This window comes from Lederbergia sp. B243.17, from assembly GCF_057657925.1.
Genome location: NZ_JBWBKF010000014.1, coordinates 49,551 through 63,229 on the forward strand (window position 1 = coordinate 49,551; position 13,679 = coordinate 63,229).

At 51.1% G+C, this 13,679-nt stretch carries 18 protein-coding genes and 2 other annotated features; of the genes, 17 read left to right on the top strand and 1 reads right to left on the bottom strand.

The window, feature by feature from the left end; all coding sequences use genetic code 11:
• The 12 genes from AC0TWI_RS00940 to AC0TWI_RS00995 all read left to right on the top strand — a co-directional run bounded on the left by AC0TWI_RS00940 (position 1) and on the right by AC0TWI_RS00995 (position 10,193).
• A complete protein-coding gene (locus tag AC0TWI_RS00940) occupies positions 1-1,035 on the top strand; it encodes an ABC transporter ATP-binding protein (protein WP_488124460.1) in 1,035 nt (344 codons plus the stop codon).
• Positions 1,007-2,038 carry an ABC transporter ATP-binding protein gene (locus tag AC0TWI_RS00945; protein WP_488124461.1) on the top strand — a complete coding sequence of 344 codons (1,032 nt, stop codon included), beginning with the start codon at positions 1,007-1,009 and terminating at the stop codon, positions 2,036-2,038. Before AC0TWI_RS00940 ends, AC0TWI_RS00945 begins: the two co-directional genes overlap by 29 nt.
• A gap of 70 nt (positions 2,039-2,108) precedes the next feature.
• Positions 2,109-2,324 (top strand): hypothetical protein, encoded by a 216-nt coding sequence (locus AC0TWI_RS00950; protein WP_488124462.1) that lies wholly within the window; start codon positions 2,109-2,111, stop codon positions 2,322-2,324.
• A gap of 174 nt (positions 2,325-2,498) precedes the next feature.
• Complete coding sequence (locus AC0TWI_RS00955; RefSeq protein WP_488124463.1) at positions 2,499-3,365, top strand: YitT family protein; 867 nt, start codon at positions 2,499-2,501, stop codon at positions 3,363-3,365.
• A 64-nt stretch (positions 3,366-3,429) separates the two neighbouring features.
• Positions 3,430-3,680 (top strand) — a binding site (T-box leader).
• A gap of 38 nt (positions 3,681-3,718) precedes the next feature.
• Positions 3,719-3,954, top strand: a binding site (T-box leader).
• A 59-nt stretch (positions 3,955-4,013) separates the two neighbouring features.
• Positions 4,014-5,030 (top strand): anthranilate phosphoribosyltransferase, encoded by a 1,017-nt coding sequence (trpD, locus tag AC0TWI_RS00960; RefSeq protein WP_488124464.1) that lies wholly within the window; start codon positions 4,014-4,016, stop codon positions 5,028-5,030.
• Positions 5,031-5,045: 15 nt separating this feature from the next.
• Positions 5,046-5,837, top strand: a complete 792-nt coding sequence (trpC, locus tag AC0TWI_RS00965; RefSeq protein ID WP_488124465.1) for an indole-3-glycerol phosphate synthase TrpC — start codon at positions 5,046-5,048, stop codon at positions 5,835-5,837.
• Positions 5,834-6,442 carry a phosphoribosylanthranilate isomerase gene (locus AC0TWI_RS00970; protein ID WP_488124466.1) on the top strand — a complete coding sequence of 203 codons (609 nt, stop codon included), beginning with the start codon at positions 5,834-5,836 and terminating at the stop codon, positions 6,440-6,442. The genes trpC and AC0TWI_RS00970 overlap by 4 nt, the downstream gene beginning before the upstream one ends.
• On the top strand, positions 6,439-7,644 hold the full coding sequence (trpB, locus tag AC0TWI_RS00975) for a tryptophan synthase subunit beta (RefSeq protein WP_488124467.1): 1,206 nt from the start codon (positions 6,439-6,441) through the stop codon (positions 7,642-7,644). The genes AC0TWI_RS00970 and trpB overlap by 4 nt, the downstream gene beginning before the upstream one ends.
• Positions 7,637-8,425 carry a tryptophan synthase subunit alpha gene (trpA, locus tag AC0TWI_RS00980; protein ID WP_488124468.1) on the top strand — a complete coding sequence of 263 codons (789 nt, stop codon included), beginning with the start codon at positions 7,637-7,639 and terminating at the stop codon, positions 8,423-8,425. Before trpB ends, trpA begins: the two co-directional genes overlap by 8 nt.
• Before the next feature lie 60 nt (positions 8,426-8,485).
• Positions 8,486-8,761: a hypothetical protein gene (locus AC0TWI_RS00985; protein ID WP_488124469.1), complete on the top strand. Its 276-nt coding sequence runs from the start codon at positions 8,486-8,488 to the stop codon at positions 8,759-8,761.
• Between the two features lie 160 nt (positions 8,762-8,921).
• A complete protein-coding gene (locus AC0TWI_RS00990) occupies positions 8,922-9,767 on the top strand; it encodes a metallophosphoesterase (RefSeq protein WP_488124470.1) in 846 nt (281 codons plus the stop codon).
• A gap of 63 nt (positions 9,768-9,830) precedes the next feature.
• The gene (locus AC0TWI_RS00995; RefSeq protein WP_488124471.1) at positions 9,831-10,193 is read left to right on the top strand and encodes a DUF2512 family protein; all 363 of its coding nucleotides are present in this window, start codon (positions 9,831-9,833) and stop codon (positions 10,191-10,193) included.
• Between the two features lie 45 nt (positions 10,194-10,238).
• On the opposite strand, the gene AC0TWI_RS01000 is transcribed toward AC0TWI_RS00995, so the two are convergent.
• Complete coding sequence (locus tag AC0TWI_RS01000) at positions 10,239-10,880, bottom strand: SDR family oxidoreductase (protein WP_488124472.1); 642 nt, start codon at positions 10,878-10,880, stop codon at positions 10,239-10,241.
• Between the two features lie 105 nt (positions 10,881-10,985).
• On the opposite strand from AC0TWI_RS01000, the gene AC0TWI_RS01005 reads away from it, so the two are divergent.
• From AC0TWI_RS01005 to AC0TWI_RS01025, 5 genes are all read left to right on the top strand, one after another.
• Positions 10,986-11,672, top strand: coding sequence for an SOS response-associated peptidase (locus AC0TWI_RS01005; protein WP_488124473.1), 687 nt, complete (start codon positions 10,986-10,988; stop codon positions 11,670-11,672).
• A gap of 115 nt (positions 11,673-11,787) precedes the next feature.
• On the top strand, positions 11,788-12,288 hold the full coding sequence (locus AC0TWI_RS01010) for a hypothetical protein (protein ID WP_488124474.1): 501 nt from the start codon (positions 11,788-11,790) through the stop codon (positions 12,286-12,288).
• Positions 12,289-12,707: 419 nt separating this feature from the next.
• Positions 12,708-13,058, top strand: a complete 351-nt coding sequence (locus AC0TWI_RS01015) for an SCP2 sterol-binding domain-containing protein (RefSeq protein ID WP_488124502.1) — start codon at positions 12,708-12,710, stop codon at positions 13,056-13,058.
• A 70-nt stretch (positions 13,059-13,128) separates the two neighbouring features.
• Positions 13,129-13,320 carry a CsbD family protein gene (locus AC0TWI_RS01020; protein ID WP_488124475.1) on the top strand — a complete coding sequence of 64 codons (192 nt, stop codon included), beginning with the start codon at positions 13,129-13,131 and terminating at the stop codon, positions 13,318-13,320.
• A gap of 205 nt (positions 13,321-13,525) precedes the next feature.
• Positions 13,526-13,675 (top strand): Lmo0850 family protein, encoded by a 150-nt coding sequence (locus AC0TWI_RS01025; RefSeq protein WP_488124476.1) that lies wholly within the window; start codon positions 13,526-13,528, stop codon positions 13,673-13,675.
• Positions 13,676-13,679: the final 4 nt, after the last annotated feature.

Here is a 13,679-nt window from a genome sequence, read left to right on the forward strand (position 1 = left end):
ATGAAACGAACCGAGAAGCCGGTTTTGGAAGTGCAGGATCTGCAAACGTCTTTTTATACGGACAGCGGAGAAGTGAGAGCAGTAGCTGGCGTTTCCTTTGCCGTACCGAAGGGGCAGACTCTCGGCATCGTCGGGGAATCGGGTTCCGGAAAGAGCATCACCTCCCTATCGATTCTGCGCCTTTTATCAAGTAATGGAAAGATCAAGGGCGGGAAAGTACTGCTGAACGGGGAAAACCTTTTGGACCTATCCGAGAAAAAAATGCGTGAAATCCGCGGCAATGTCATCTCGATGATTTTTCAGGAGCCAATGACATCCTTGAACCCAGTGTTCACCGTCGGCCGGCAGATTAGTGAATCGCTCGTGATCCATGAGGGACTGCCGAAAAAAGAAGCGCTGCGAAGGGCGGTCGATCTGCTCCGTCTCGTCGGCATCCCATCTCCCGAACAGCGCGTAAAGCAGTATCCGTTCGAACTTTCGGGCGGGATGAGGCAGCGGGTGATGATCGCCATGGCGCTTGCCTGCAATCCGGAAATCCTGATTGCCGATGAGCCGACAACTGCCCTCGATGTGACCATCCAGGCGCAGATTCTCGGCCTGATCAAAGAGCTGCAGCAGCGCCTTGGCATGTCGGTTATTTTCATCACACATGATTTAGGTGTTGTGGCGGAGACGTGCAATTATGTCGCCGTCATGTATGCCGGGCAAATTGTGGAATACGGGGATGTGATTTCGTTATTCAAAAAGCCGAAACACCCCTATACTGTCGGCCTGCTAAACTCCTTGCCGCGTCACGACATTGAGCAGGAGGAATTAATCCCGATTAAGGGGAATGTCCCCAGTAGCCTTGAAATTCCAGGGGGATGCCGCTTCTCGCCGCGCTGTCCGGCAGCGACCGATTTATGCAGAAACGTTATGCCTGATCTGATGACAGATAAAAACGGCAACCAAGTCCGTTGCTGGATCTATTCCGACGAATGGGACGGAGACCCGGAGGTGAACATGTATGGCGAAAAACGAATTGCTAAAGGTTGAGGGACTGAAGCAGTACTTCCCGATTAAAGGAGGATTTCTCGGAAGGACGGTCAACCACGTGAAGGCGGTTGATGGGGTTTCCTTTACCGTTCACGAAGGGGAAACAGTGAGCATCGTCGGCGAGTCAGGTTGTGGAAAATCGACGACAGGCCGGGCGATCCTGCGCCTTGAAGAACCAACGGAAGGAAAGGTGAGCTTTGCAGATGTCGACCTCGCCTCCCTATCCAGGCGGGAAATGCGCAAGTACCGGAAAGACCTGCAAATCATTTTCCAGGACCCTTACGCATCGATCAACCCGCGGCAGACAGTGGCGGAAATACTGTCAGAAGGTATGGTTATCCAAAATGTCGGGACAAAACAAGAACGGCGTAAACGGGTGCTTGAACTTCTGGAAACCGTTGGGCTGAATGAATACCATGCAGACCGCTATCCCCATGAATTTTCCGGAGGACAGCGGCAGCGGATCGGGATTGCCAGAGCGTTGTCGGTGAACCCGAAGCTGATCATCTGTGATGAGGCGGTATCGGCTCTGGATGTGTCGATCCAAGCTCAGGTGCTGAACCTTCTGGAGAAGCTGCAGAAAGAATACAAGCTGACCTATCTGTTCATTTCCCATGATCTCGGAGTCGTCCGCCATATTTCCGATAGGGTCATCGTCATGTACCTTGGGAAAATTGTCGAAATTGCCGACAAAGGCTCGCTCTTCAGCACGCCGAAGCATCCTTACACAAAAGCGCTCCTGTCGGCAATCCCTGTCCCGGATCCGGAACGGGTGAAGACAAGTATGGTCTTGCGCGGAGATGTGCCGTCCCCGATGGATCCGCCGAGCGGCTGCCGCTTCCATACTCGCTGCCCGTTTGCACAGGAGCGCTGCAAAACGGAAGTGCCGGAGCTGAAGGCGCACAAAGGAATGGCGGCTGGGCATGAAGCGGCATGCTATTTTGTCAATGAAATCGAAAGCGGCAAAATTACGGCCAATTACGATACGACGGTGCCGGTTTAAGCGAAAAATGTTTCAATCCCCATACCGGTGGAAAATAGATTAGTAAACCGATGTGAAGGGGATGACCATTTTGAGCCATGAACCGACGCAAAATAAAATTGACCGCAGGAAGGTCCTTGAAGAGCGCAATGATCATGATGAGGCCTTCATGAAAGATCAGCAAAGGCAGGCGCAGCGGGACCAGCTCGTCATGCCTGTCGATGATATCTCCAATGATTTGCTGGAGAAGGAGCAGGAGTTTGAAAAGGACAAGCGGGCAAGCTACGGTCCGGAGAAGCCGGACTGAGAATACGCAAACTTATGTTGGATGAAGGCTGCCGGGTATACCCGGCAGTTTTTTTTGTGGCTGAAGTCCGAATAATGTAATTTTGGCTGTTTGCCAATGGACAGCCAAGTTTTTTGGTAAAATAACTGAGGACAGTTTTTATACTATTTTTTTGAAGAAAAGAGGGTGTCCTTAGTGAAGAAAAGATCGTCTCAATCGACAGCTTTTGAATATATTCAGGTTTTTGCTGGGGCGGCACTCGTCGGTCTCGCTTATAATATTTTCTTGCTTCCGGCAAAGTTGGCAGCGGGGGGCATGTCAGGTGTCAGTACGCTGCTTTATGAACTTTATCACTGGAATCCGGCCCTCGTTCAGTTCAGCATCAATATTCCGCTGTTCATCGTCGGTTATCTGATTCTTGGCAAGGATTTCAGCGCGAAGACATTGATTGGCACAGTGGCGGTTCCGCTTGTCATCTGGCTCTCGCAGGACATGGGCGTCCATCTGAAAGATCCGATGCTTGCAGCCATCTATGGGGGAATTGTGCTTGGGGTCGGGCTGGGTATCGTATACCGCGGCGGCGGCTCGACGGGCGGAACGGCGATGATTTCGCAGATTCTGAAACAGTACACAGGCTTATCAAGCGGCTTCTCACAATTGCTCGTTGACGGCTTTGTCGTCATTGCTTCCGCGCTTGTTTTCAATCTTGAGCTGGCATTGTTCGCCATGATCTCCATTTATGTGACGAGCAAGGTCATCGATTTCGTCCAGCTGCAGACATCTCCGACAAAATTGGTTATGATCATTACGGAACAAGAAGAGACGGTCCAGGCGATCATCCGCGATGAGATTGATCGGGGGTTGACGAAGGTCAAGTCGCTTGGCGGCTATTCGAATAAAGAAAGAACGATGATTCTTTGTGTTGTCGAACAGTCTGAGGCAATCTACTTGAAAAAGATCCTTCAAGAAAAAGAGCCATCGTCTTTTGTCATCTTCCTGAACGCCTCCGAGATTTTGGGCAGGGGTTTCTCATTGGAGAGAATATATGGGGACCACAACTGAAAAAAAGGGTTGACAACCGGCCGTGAAGTGAATAAGATGATATATAATTTAAACAACTCACAAATTTTCGGCAATGATGAAGAGTAGTAACGATAGTAATCGCACTTGTAGAGAGCCGGTGGCTGGTGTGAACCGGTGTGCGCCCTTCGTGAATGGACTTCTGAGCCTCCAAACCGAACCTTGCTTGCAGGAAGTAGGCTTTGGCGCATTCGTCTCGGCGTTACAGGAGACAGGCGGTCCTATTTGGGGCTGCCGGCAGAGCGGACTGTTTTTTTCAGTCAACGAAGGTGGTACCACGGGTTCCTCGTCCTTTAGGATGAGGGCCCTTTTTGCATTTTTACAGAAGAATACTCATAAACTCGATGATTGAGAAAAGTATGTTTGGTGCGTGCCAAAGAGAGCCGGTGATGGTGGGAATCCGGTGCAGACGGCCAAATAGAATGGGCTCAGGAGAGGGTGTCTGAACAAAAGTAGGAATATTCGGTTTTCCGCCGTTATCGGGAGCGGCATCAGTTATTAATGACTGTTGCCGGTTGAGATGGAGACTGTTTTCTTCAACAGAGGTGGCACCGCGGTTATCGCCCTCTGCAAGCATAGTTAGTTGTGTTTGCAGAGGGCTTTTTATTTTTTGGATGGGAGGGATTTGCTTTGAAGGAGCACTTGCAGAAGCTGATGAATGGTGAGGATTTGAGCAGAGAAGAGATGAGGGACGCAGGCAGAAAATTGATGGGTGGCTTGGCGTCAGAGACAGAAGCTGGAGCACTTTTAGGCCTGTTGGCGCTGAAAGGGGAAACGGCGGAGGAAATTGCAGGTCTCGTTCAGGCAATTAGGGAACAGTCCCCGGCATTGCTGTCCTTGCGCACAAGCGTGATGGACAATTGCGGCACGGGCGGTGATGGCTCCCACAGTTTCAACATATCAACGACATCTGCATTTGTCATCGCAGGGGCCGGAATAAAAATTGCTAAGCACGGAAACAGAAGCGTGTCGAGCAAGACAGGGAGCGCCGACGTACTGGAGCGTCTAGGCGTCTCCCTCCAAACGGGCTATGAGGAGACGGAAGAGCTGCTGGAGGAGAATGGAATTGCCTTTTTATTCGCCCCTCATGTACATCCGGGGATGAAGAAAGTGATGAAGGTGAGAAGGGATTTGCGCGTGCCGACGATCTTCAATCTGATCGGCCCGCTGACGAATCCGGTTCAGCTTGACAGCCAGCTGCTCGGCATCTACCGGCGAGACCGGCTTGAGTTGACGGCGGAAGTTCTCCGGGAGCTCGGCAGAAAAAGGGCAGTCGTCATGAATGGCGCAGGCCATATGGATGAGGCCTCGCTTGCGGGTACGAATCATTTGGTCATGCTGGAGGACGGAAAAATCCGCTCCTTCACGCTTCATCCAGAGGAGGTCGGCTTGCCGGTGTATAGCAATGAGGAAATTGCCGGTGGCGATGCTGAACGGAATGCACTGATCATGCAAAGCGTGCTTGACGGCGATATGGGGCCTTTCCGCGATACCGTGCTGCTGAATGCCGGGCTGGGAATTTTTGCGGCTGGAAAGGCGGAAACGATTGATGAAGGAATTAAGAAAGCGGCCGAAAGCATTGACAGCGGAGCAGCGCTTGGCAAGCTGCATTATTTGATTGAAAGAAGCCAAAGGGCAATCGTTTAAGGAGGGGCAGGACATATGAGCATTCTTGATAAAATCATCGAACAGAAGCGTTTGGAAGTGACGGAATTATATTCGATCTATTCAGCAAGGGCACTGAAGCCGGGCAAGAGTCGGCCGTCCCTTTTTGAGGGGTTGAAGAAGGCGGAAGAAATGGCGGTCATTGCGGAAGTGAAGCGGGCTTCCCCTTCAGAAGGAATGATCAATGAAGAAGTCGATCCTGTGGAACAGGCGGGAATTTATCAAAAAGCAGGAGCGTCGGCCATTTCGGTTTTGACGGACAGGGAGTTTTTCAAAGGCTCATTGGCGGATCTTGCCTCGGTATCCGATGCGGTGGCCGTTCCGCTCCTCTGCAAAGACTTTATGATCGATGAAGTCCAAATCGATGCAGCGGCTGAACATGGGGCAAGCGTCATTCTCCTGATTGCCGCGGCGCTTGAGGATCAAAAGCTGCGGAGCCTCCATCAATATGCAGCTGAACACGGGCTTGATGTCCTGCTGGAAGTTCATGACGAGAAGGAAGCAGAGCGGGCGCTGAATGCCGGTGCGAAGTTGATTGGCATCAACAATCGGAACTTAAAGACGTTCGACGTCGACCTGGCTGTGACCGAGCGGGTGGCCGGGGTGTTAAAAGGCGAGGATATTGTCATCATCAGTGAAAGCGGCATTAAGACACAGGAAGATGTCGTGAGGGTGAGGGACGCCGGGGCAAAAGGAGTTCTCGTCGGCGAAACATTAATGCGGGCGGCTGATGTGCCGGCAACATTGGAATCCTTCCGCATTCCGCTTGGCGAGTCGATTCGTCTATGAAAGTGAAAATTTGCGGCATTACGACAGAAGCGGCAGCAAAAACGGCGGCTGAAGCAGGAGCTGACATGATCGGGTTTGTTTTTGCTAAAAGCAGGCGACAAATCTCGCCGGAGCAGGCGGCGGTCATCTCAAAAACATTGCCGCCAGGTGTAAAAAAGGTCGGGGTGTTCGTCAATGAAACGGCGGAACGGGTGATGGAAATCGCGATGGCGGCAGGCCTGGATTATGTGCAGCTCCACGGGGAGGAGAGCCCGGAATTTTGCCGCCGGCTGCCATTCCCGGTGATAAAGGCGGTATCAATCCGGACAAGGAGAGATGTTGAATCAGCCGCAGCGTATACATGTGAATTTCTTCTTGTCGACAGCCCGGGGGGCGGAACGGGCATCCCGTTTGATTGGAGACTCCTTGATGAGCTCGGGGTGCCGAAGACTCGCCTTTTGCTTGCGGGCGGACTTTCGGCGGATAACGTACGCGAAGCGATCAGGATTGTGGATCCGGCAGGTGTCGACGTATCAAGCGGTGTCGAGACGTCTGGAAAGAAGGACGAAGAAAAGATCAGACGGTTTATCAATCTAGCGAAAAGCGGAGGAGTGTGCAAAGGATGACAGCATATACATTACCAGATCAAAAAGGGCGCTATGGCCAATTTGGCGGAAAGTTTGTACCCGAAACATTGATGGCGGCCGTAACCCAGCTTGAACAAGAATACAAAAAAGCGAAGGCAGACCCAGAATTTGCCCGCCAGATGGAATACTATCTGACCCAGTATATTGGTAGGCAAACCCCGCTCTATTACGCAGAAAATCTGACGGCACATGTCGGCGGTGCGAAAATTTACTTGAAGCGTGAGGATTTGAACCATACAGGAGCACATAAAATCAACAATACGATCGGCCAAGCGCTGCTGACAATGCGGATGGGGAAGAAAAAGGTCGTCGCAGAAACGGGAGCAGGGCAGCACGGAGTGGCGACCGCGACTGTCTGTGCATTGTTCGGACTCGACTGTATCGTTTTTATGGGCGAGGAGGACATCAAACGGCAGCAGCTGAACGTATTTCGGATGGAGCTGCTCGGTGCGGAAGTGAGAAGTGTAAGTCAGGGAAGCGGCACGCTCAAGGATGCCGTGAATGAAGCGCTCCGGTACTGGGTCTCCAATGTTGAAGACACGCACTATATACTTGGATCTGTCGTTGGCCCGCATCCTTTTCCTCAGATCGTCCGTGATTTCCAGAGCGTCATTGGCCTTGAAACGAAGGAACAGATGCTGGAACAGGAAGGGAGGCTTCCGGATGCGGTTGTCGCCTGCATCGGCGGCGGCAGCAATGCGATGGGCATGTTCCATCCATTTGCGGAAGATACGGAAGTAAAAATGTATGGCGTAGAGGCGGCAGGCTCCGGAATAGAGACCGGAAAACATGCAGCAGTCCTTACTGCCGGCAAAGCGGGAGTGCTCCACGGGACCCTCACCTATTTGCTGCAGGACGATAATGGACAGATTGAAAGTGCCCACTCGATATCAGCTGGTCTTGATTATCCGGGGGTCGGGCCCGAGCATGCCTATTTCAAAGACAGCGGAAGAGTCGAATATACATCCGCGACAGATGAAGAGGCACTCGAAGCCTTTAAGCTGTTAGCGCGAACAGAAGGAATCATCCCGGCACTCGAAAGCTCTCATGCGATCGCTTATGTATTGAAGCTGGCAAAAGAAATGGGCAAAGATGAAACGATCGCCGTCTGCCTTTCCGGACGCGGCGACAAAGATGTAGAAACAGTAAAAGCTGCGATAGGAGGAAAGGCGAATGGGTAAGGAACGGATCGATCATGCAATGCAGACGGTGTTGGAACGCGGGGATAAGATCTTCGTCCCTTATATTATGGCAGGGGACGGCGGATTGACTGCCTTGCCGGAGCAAATTGACTTTCTTGAAAAAAGCGGCTCGACGGTGATTGAATTGGGGATTCCTTTTTCAGATCCGGTCGCGGACGGACCGACCATCCAGGCGGCAGGCATCCGGGCGCTAGATGCAGGGACGACGCTGCGCGGGGTCTTGGAAAAGCTGGAGGAGGGAAAGGGGGAACGGACGATTCCGATTGTCCTGATGACCTATTTTAACCTGATCTACTCTTACGGTGTGGATGCTTTTGCCGAAGCGTGCGAGATTTCAGGCGTAGATGGGCTGATCATCCCAGACCTGCCGCTTGAGGAAGAGGATATGGTGCTGCCTGCGCTGGAAAAGTACGGAATCGCCCTGATTCGCCTCGCTTCCCCGGTTACACCCGAGGCCCGGCTTAAAACGATCGCCGAAAGGACGGAAGGATTTTTATACGCGGTCACCGTAAAAGGGACGACGGGGGCACGGAGCAAATATGAGGGAAGCGTATCCGACTATTTGAGCCATTTGCAAAAGCTTTCGTCAGCACCTGTACTTGCGGGCTTTGGGGTTTCGACACCTGAACAGGTCCGTGAGCTTGGGGCGAGCTGTGATGGTGTCATTGTCGGCAGCAAAATCGTCGAGCTGCTCGCAAAAGGAGAGCGGGAATCGATCCGCCGGCTGATCACTGCTGCAAAAACGGCCGTCTGTCAGTAAGACCGGAAGTTTGCCATGCCCATCGCCGGGGTAAATAAGGGACAAAGGAGGAAGATAAACATGAGTAAAGCAAAAGGAATGGCCCCATATTTGCTGGCAGGGCTTGGCATCGCCGGAGCTTACTTATCTTCCAAGGAAAACCGAGACAAGGCGATGGGCACGTTCAACCTTGTAAAAGGCAGAGTGCAAAAGCTTTTCGGCAATGAGCCGGATAATGATGAATTGCTGGAAAAAGCCGGCCACCCTGATCCACATGACATCGAAGATTCCAGAATGGTAGATGAAGGCGCGATGTACAGCATCGACTATTACAATCATCAGCAACAGCAGGCATAACAGGATATGCTTCGGAGATACAACAACAGAGCGAGCGGAATTCGGGCTGGAGCCGGTTCCACTCGCTCTTTTTATTTTCTGGAAAACGCCCTGCCTCTGTTCTAAAAGGCTGTAACACATGATAAGATGTCCATAATAGACATGCCGAAAGGGTTTTTTGATGAAAAGGAAATTACTTGCTATTTTCCTGGCGGCGATTGTGCTTACAGGGCTTGGATACAGCAGCAACCACTGGTTGCAGACGTCGGAATATACAATACAGTCGGACCGGATTCCGGCAGCTTTTGATGGGCTGCGGATTGTTCAAATATCAGATCTCCACGATGCCGTGTTCGGCGAGAAACAATCCCGCCTTGCGGACAAGATAAAGCAATTAAAACCGGATCTCATCTTCATCACCGGAGATCTGATTGACAGCAACCGATACGACCTGCAGGGCAGTCTTGATCTTATCGAAAAGATTGCTCCGCTTGGCCGCGTCTATTTTGTCACAGGAAACCACGAGGTGGCGGTGAATCAATTGGAGGAGATGTCGGCGGCGCTGGAGAAACTAGGCGTCCGTGTTTTGAATAATGAGGCGGAGAAGCTTGAGAAAAACGGGGAGGAGATTGTGATCGGAGGAATCGAGGACCCGCTGATGAAGGGGCTGGACCACACCGGCACAACAAGCTCCGAGGAGATTGATGAAGCTTTTTCGGAAGTCTCCGACCATGATTACCGGATCTTGCTCGCCCACAGGCCAGAAGTGTTCGATTCTTATGTGGATAAGGAAATCGACCTTGTCTTTGCCGGCCATGCACATGGCGGGCAGTTCTGGGTCCCGGGGCTCGGTGGCCTTATCGCACCGGGTCAGGGCTGGTTCCCAAAATACGCCGGCGGCTTAAGCGAAACAGGGCTGACAAAGATGATCGTCAGCCGAGGACTCGGAAACAGCATCTTTCCTTTCCGCCTGTTTAACCGTCCGGAAATTGTCGCGGTCACGTTAAAAAGCGGGAGAACTGAATAATTGGGCGAGAAGAAAGGCATCCTTTTCTTAACTGGCAAATTGTGAAAAAGGAGGCCTTTTGCTTTGCTTAATTTCATCATGAAAGTGTTCATCTGCACGATCGGCTTGTTCATTGCCGATGGGATTCTGGATACGGTATATTTCTCTCGTGCATACCAGCCGATCATAATTGGAGTAACGCTGGCGCTTGCCGGACATTTACTTGAAGTGGCGGTGCTGCACGAACGCACCTTTTGGATAACCCTTCTGCTTGATTTCCTCACTTCCGCCGTGCTTATCTATTTTATCGCGTATTTCTTTGGAACTGCTTCAGTAACCTGGTCAAGTGCCTTGCTTATCTCGGCTGCTCTGGCCGTAATCGAATACTTCGTCCACCGCTGGCTGCTTCGTTCGGGCCGCGCGAGGAAAAAGCCGTCGCTGGGCTGAAAAAGGACCCTGTCCCCGTATTCACGGGACAGGGTCTCTTTTTCATTATAGAAGTTCCAATACATCCTTGATCGGCTTTTCGCCGTCAAGCAGTTCGAATGTTTTATTCTTTAAGTTGTCAAGATCGAGGGCCAGAGCGAGTACCGCAGCCACATCCGCTCTCGGAATGGAGCGCTCCTCCATCATCTCCAACATCGTTCCGGCTTCGATCTTCCCGGTCGGCGCATCATGGGTGAGCGGTCCGGGACGAACGATCGTATAGGCGAGGCCGCTGTTCGTCAAATAATCATCGGCCTCTTTTTTTGCGGTCAGATAGTGTTCGAGCGGGCCTTGCGGTTCATCTGTGCCGATCGAGCTAAGCATGATGAACTGTTTAACGCCTGACGCTTTTGCAGCATCAACGAGCTTTTTTGCCCCTTCCTGATCGACGGATATCGTTTTATCCGGGCCGGTTTTTGAGCCTGAGCCTGCTGCGAAGATAACAGCATCAGCCTCGTCTGTTGCCTTTTTCAAATCGTCTCCCTCAAGGTCGGCGACAATTACGTCGGCAGCCCCGAGTTCCTTCAACTTTGCAGCCTGTCCTTCATCTCGGATCATTGCTACAGGTTCATGGCTACCTTCCTTTGCAAGCAGCTCGACAAGCAATCTTCCTGTATGGCCATTTGCCCCTGCTATCAAAACTTTCATGCTAACCGCCCCTTTACAAGCTTTCTTCTTTCTATTTTTCCGTAAACGGGAGGAATTAAACAAGCGGATGGCATAATGTCCGCCAGCCCGCTAAAATGGGAGGAAATGAAGAAGGAGCGGATGAGGATGTGCGGCCGATTTAGTTTGTATGCTGAAAAAGACGAATTGATCGAGCGTTTTGCAATCGAAGATTATGAGGCGGCAGAGTGGACAGAGCGCTACAATATCGCACCGAGCCAGCCGATCCTTGCGATTGTCGGTACGGCAGACGGTAACAGAGCCGGAATGCTGAAATGGGGGCTTGTCCCTTTTTGGGCAAAAGATCCGAAAATCGGCTCAAAAATGATCAACGCCCGTGCAGAGACCGTCGATGAAAAGCCGAGTTTCAAGCGTCTGCTTGAAAGACGGCGCTGCTTGATCATAGCGGATGGTTTTTATGAATGGAAAAAGGAAGAAAAGGGAAAGCAGCCGTTTCGCTTCACGTTGAAAACGAAAGAGTCGTTCGCTTTTGCCGGTCTGTGGGATTCATGGGACAAAGGCGGAGATACACTTCACACCTGTACGATTATTACGACGGAGGCCAATTCACTGATGAAGCCGGTCCATGACCGCATGCCGGTGATGCTCACGCCGGGCAGTGAAAAAATCTGGCTCGACCGAACGGAGGCAGACTCGGCAGTTCTGAAGAAACTCCTCGTCCCATTCCCTTCGGAAGAGATGGAGGCCTATCCTGTTTCTCCGCTCGTCAACAGCCCAAAAAACGATTCGGCGGATATTTTGAATTCGCTTTGAGTTCTTTTTCCAAATGTAGACAAAACCTCCCTTCATCCTACAGTTTTAGAGAGAGGAGGCTTCCCCTGACCTGTTGAATAGATAGAGTAGATCATTATTCAGGAGGGGTTTGGACATGGGAGAAAGAGTGGGATCTTCTGAGGCGGCAAAGGAACTAGGCATCGGACTGAGCTCGATCGGCAAGTATGCACAGACATTGGAGAAAAGAGGCGTTGTTTTTCATAGAGGGCCGAACCGGAGCCGGATGTTCGATGAAAGTGACCTAGACATGGTCCGCAGCATGATGGAACGGATTGCCGAAGGAATGACGATCGAGCAGGCAGGTGAGATGGCTGCAGCAGCTTGGCGAGGGAAACCAGAGATTGAGGTTTTACAAGTGGAAGAAGCGGGGCTGGATAAGCTCCTTGACCAGATCGCTATCCTTGAACAGCAGCAGGCCGAAGCCGTTGCCTTGAACAAAGCACTAGTAAAGCAGGTCGAACGGCTCGCCGAAAAAATAGAGGAACGGGAGCGGGACCAGGAACTGATGCAGCGGCTCGAAAACACGAGGGCAAAACAAAAGCGAAAAGGCATAGCATTCCTCCGCCCGCTGACCGCATTGGCGGGGAAGAGGTAGGGCGTTGTGCTGTGGAGAATAGGGAGTAGCCGGCTTCAGGTTCAGGGAGCTCGATAGATAGGCGAAGGATTAGGGGGGGTGTTTCTTCCGGTATGAAAGAGGTGGATAGATACGTGAAGAAGAGGGGCTCGTGATTCTTCGGGTATGAAAGCGCCCGATAGGCACGTGAAGAAAGGCGGGCTCGTGATTCTTCCGGTATGCAAGGTCTCGATATACACGTGAAGAACCGCTGCAACCCGTATCTTCCGGTCTCAAAGAGCCCAACATACACAAAGGATCTGCCGACCGCATCACTTCCATATGAAAGCGGCCAAATCGACGAAATCCCCCCTGCTCGCCTCCTTGTTTGCGCTTACAAACCTGTTGCCGAAATATTCTCATAGGTTATAATGTAGGAAATGGCTAGGGGGAGATGTGTGATGGAGATGACGGGCCAGAGCTTGGCCGTTTTTTGGACGGAAATTGAGAAGAATCTGAATGAAAATCCTGCACCTTTTGAGGACTTTGATGTCGTTTATCAATTTGATTTGTCTGGTGAAGAGAGCGGCACGTATCAGCTTATTCTCGACGGCGGCAAAGCGAGTGTCGAGGAAGGGGCGGTCCATGAGGCGAAATGCACACTGAAGATGGGTGTCGAAAATTTCAAGAAGCTCGTACTCGGCAACCTCAATAGTACGGCCGCTTATATGACAGGCAAGTTGAAAGTCGAGGGCAGCCTTGGACTTGCGCTAAAACTGGAAAGTCTGCTGAAAAAATACCACTTTGAGTAAGGATTGTTTCAGCCTCGGCGTAAAGGGTATATAACATATATGCCAAACACTAGACGAGGAGGAATCCAGTATGAATCACGATAATGGAAACAAACACAAACTCGAAGGCGCTTGGGATAAAGTGAAGGGCGAAGCAAAGGATTCGCTCGGTAAGATGACGGATGACCGCAGCATGCAGGCCGAAGGCAAATGGGACAAAGCGAAAGGCGATGCAAAGCAGCTGTACGGCGACGTCAAAAATGAGTTCAACCACCGTGACTGATAATTGACAAACAAAGAGCCTGTGCCATATGGCACAGGCTTGTTTTTTGAAAAAAACAGGTTAATAAATTGGCATTTGGGTATAGTAATTAGCGTGGGAAACAAATTAGTTGACAAATTCTTTAATATTTCTCAAAAACGATATACACGTTCACAAAAGTAGGGTAAAATATTATGGAGATGTCAATCTTAAAGAGGTGGTCTTCTTGCAAAGAGATCATGATCAGTTTACGAAAGTCATCAACAGCTTATCAGAGATTGGAGTTAAAATCACGAAAACGAAATCCCGCCTTGAAATTCTCAAGGTTTTGGAGGACGTTGAATCGGCCCGCAATTTTTCGGGACTCCATTCTTAATGGT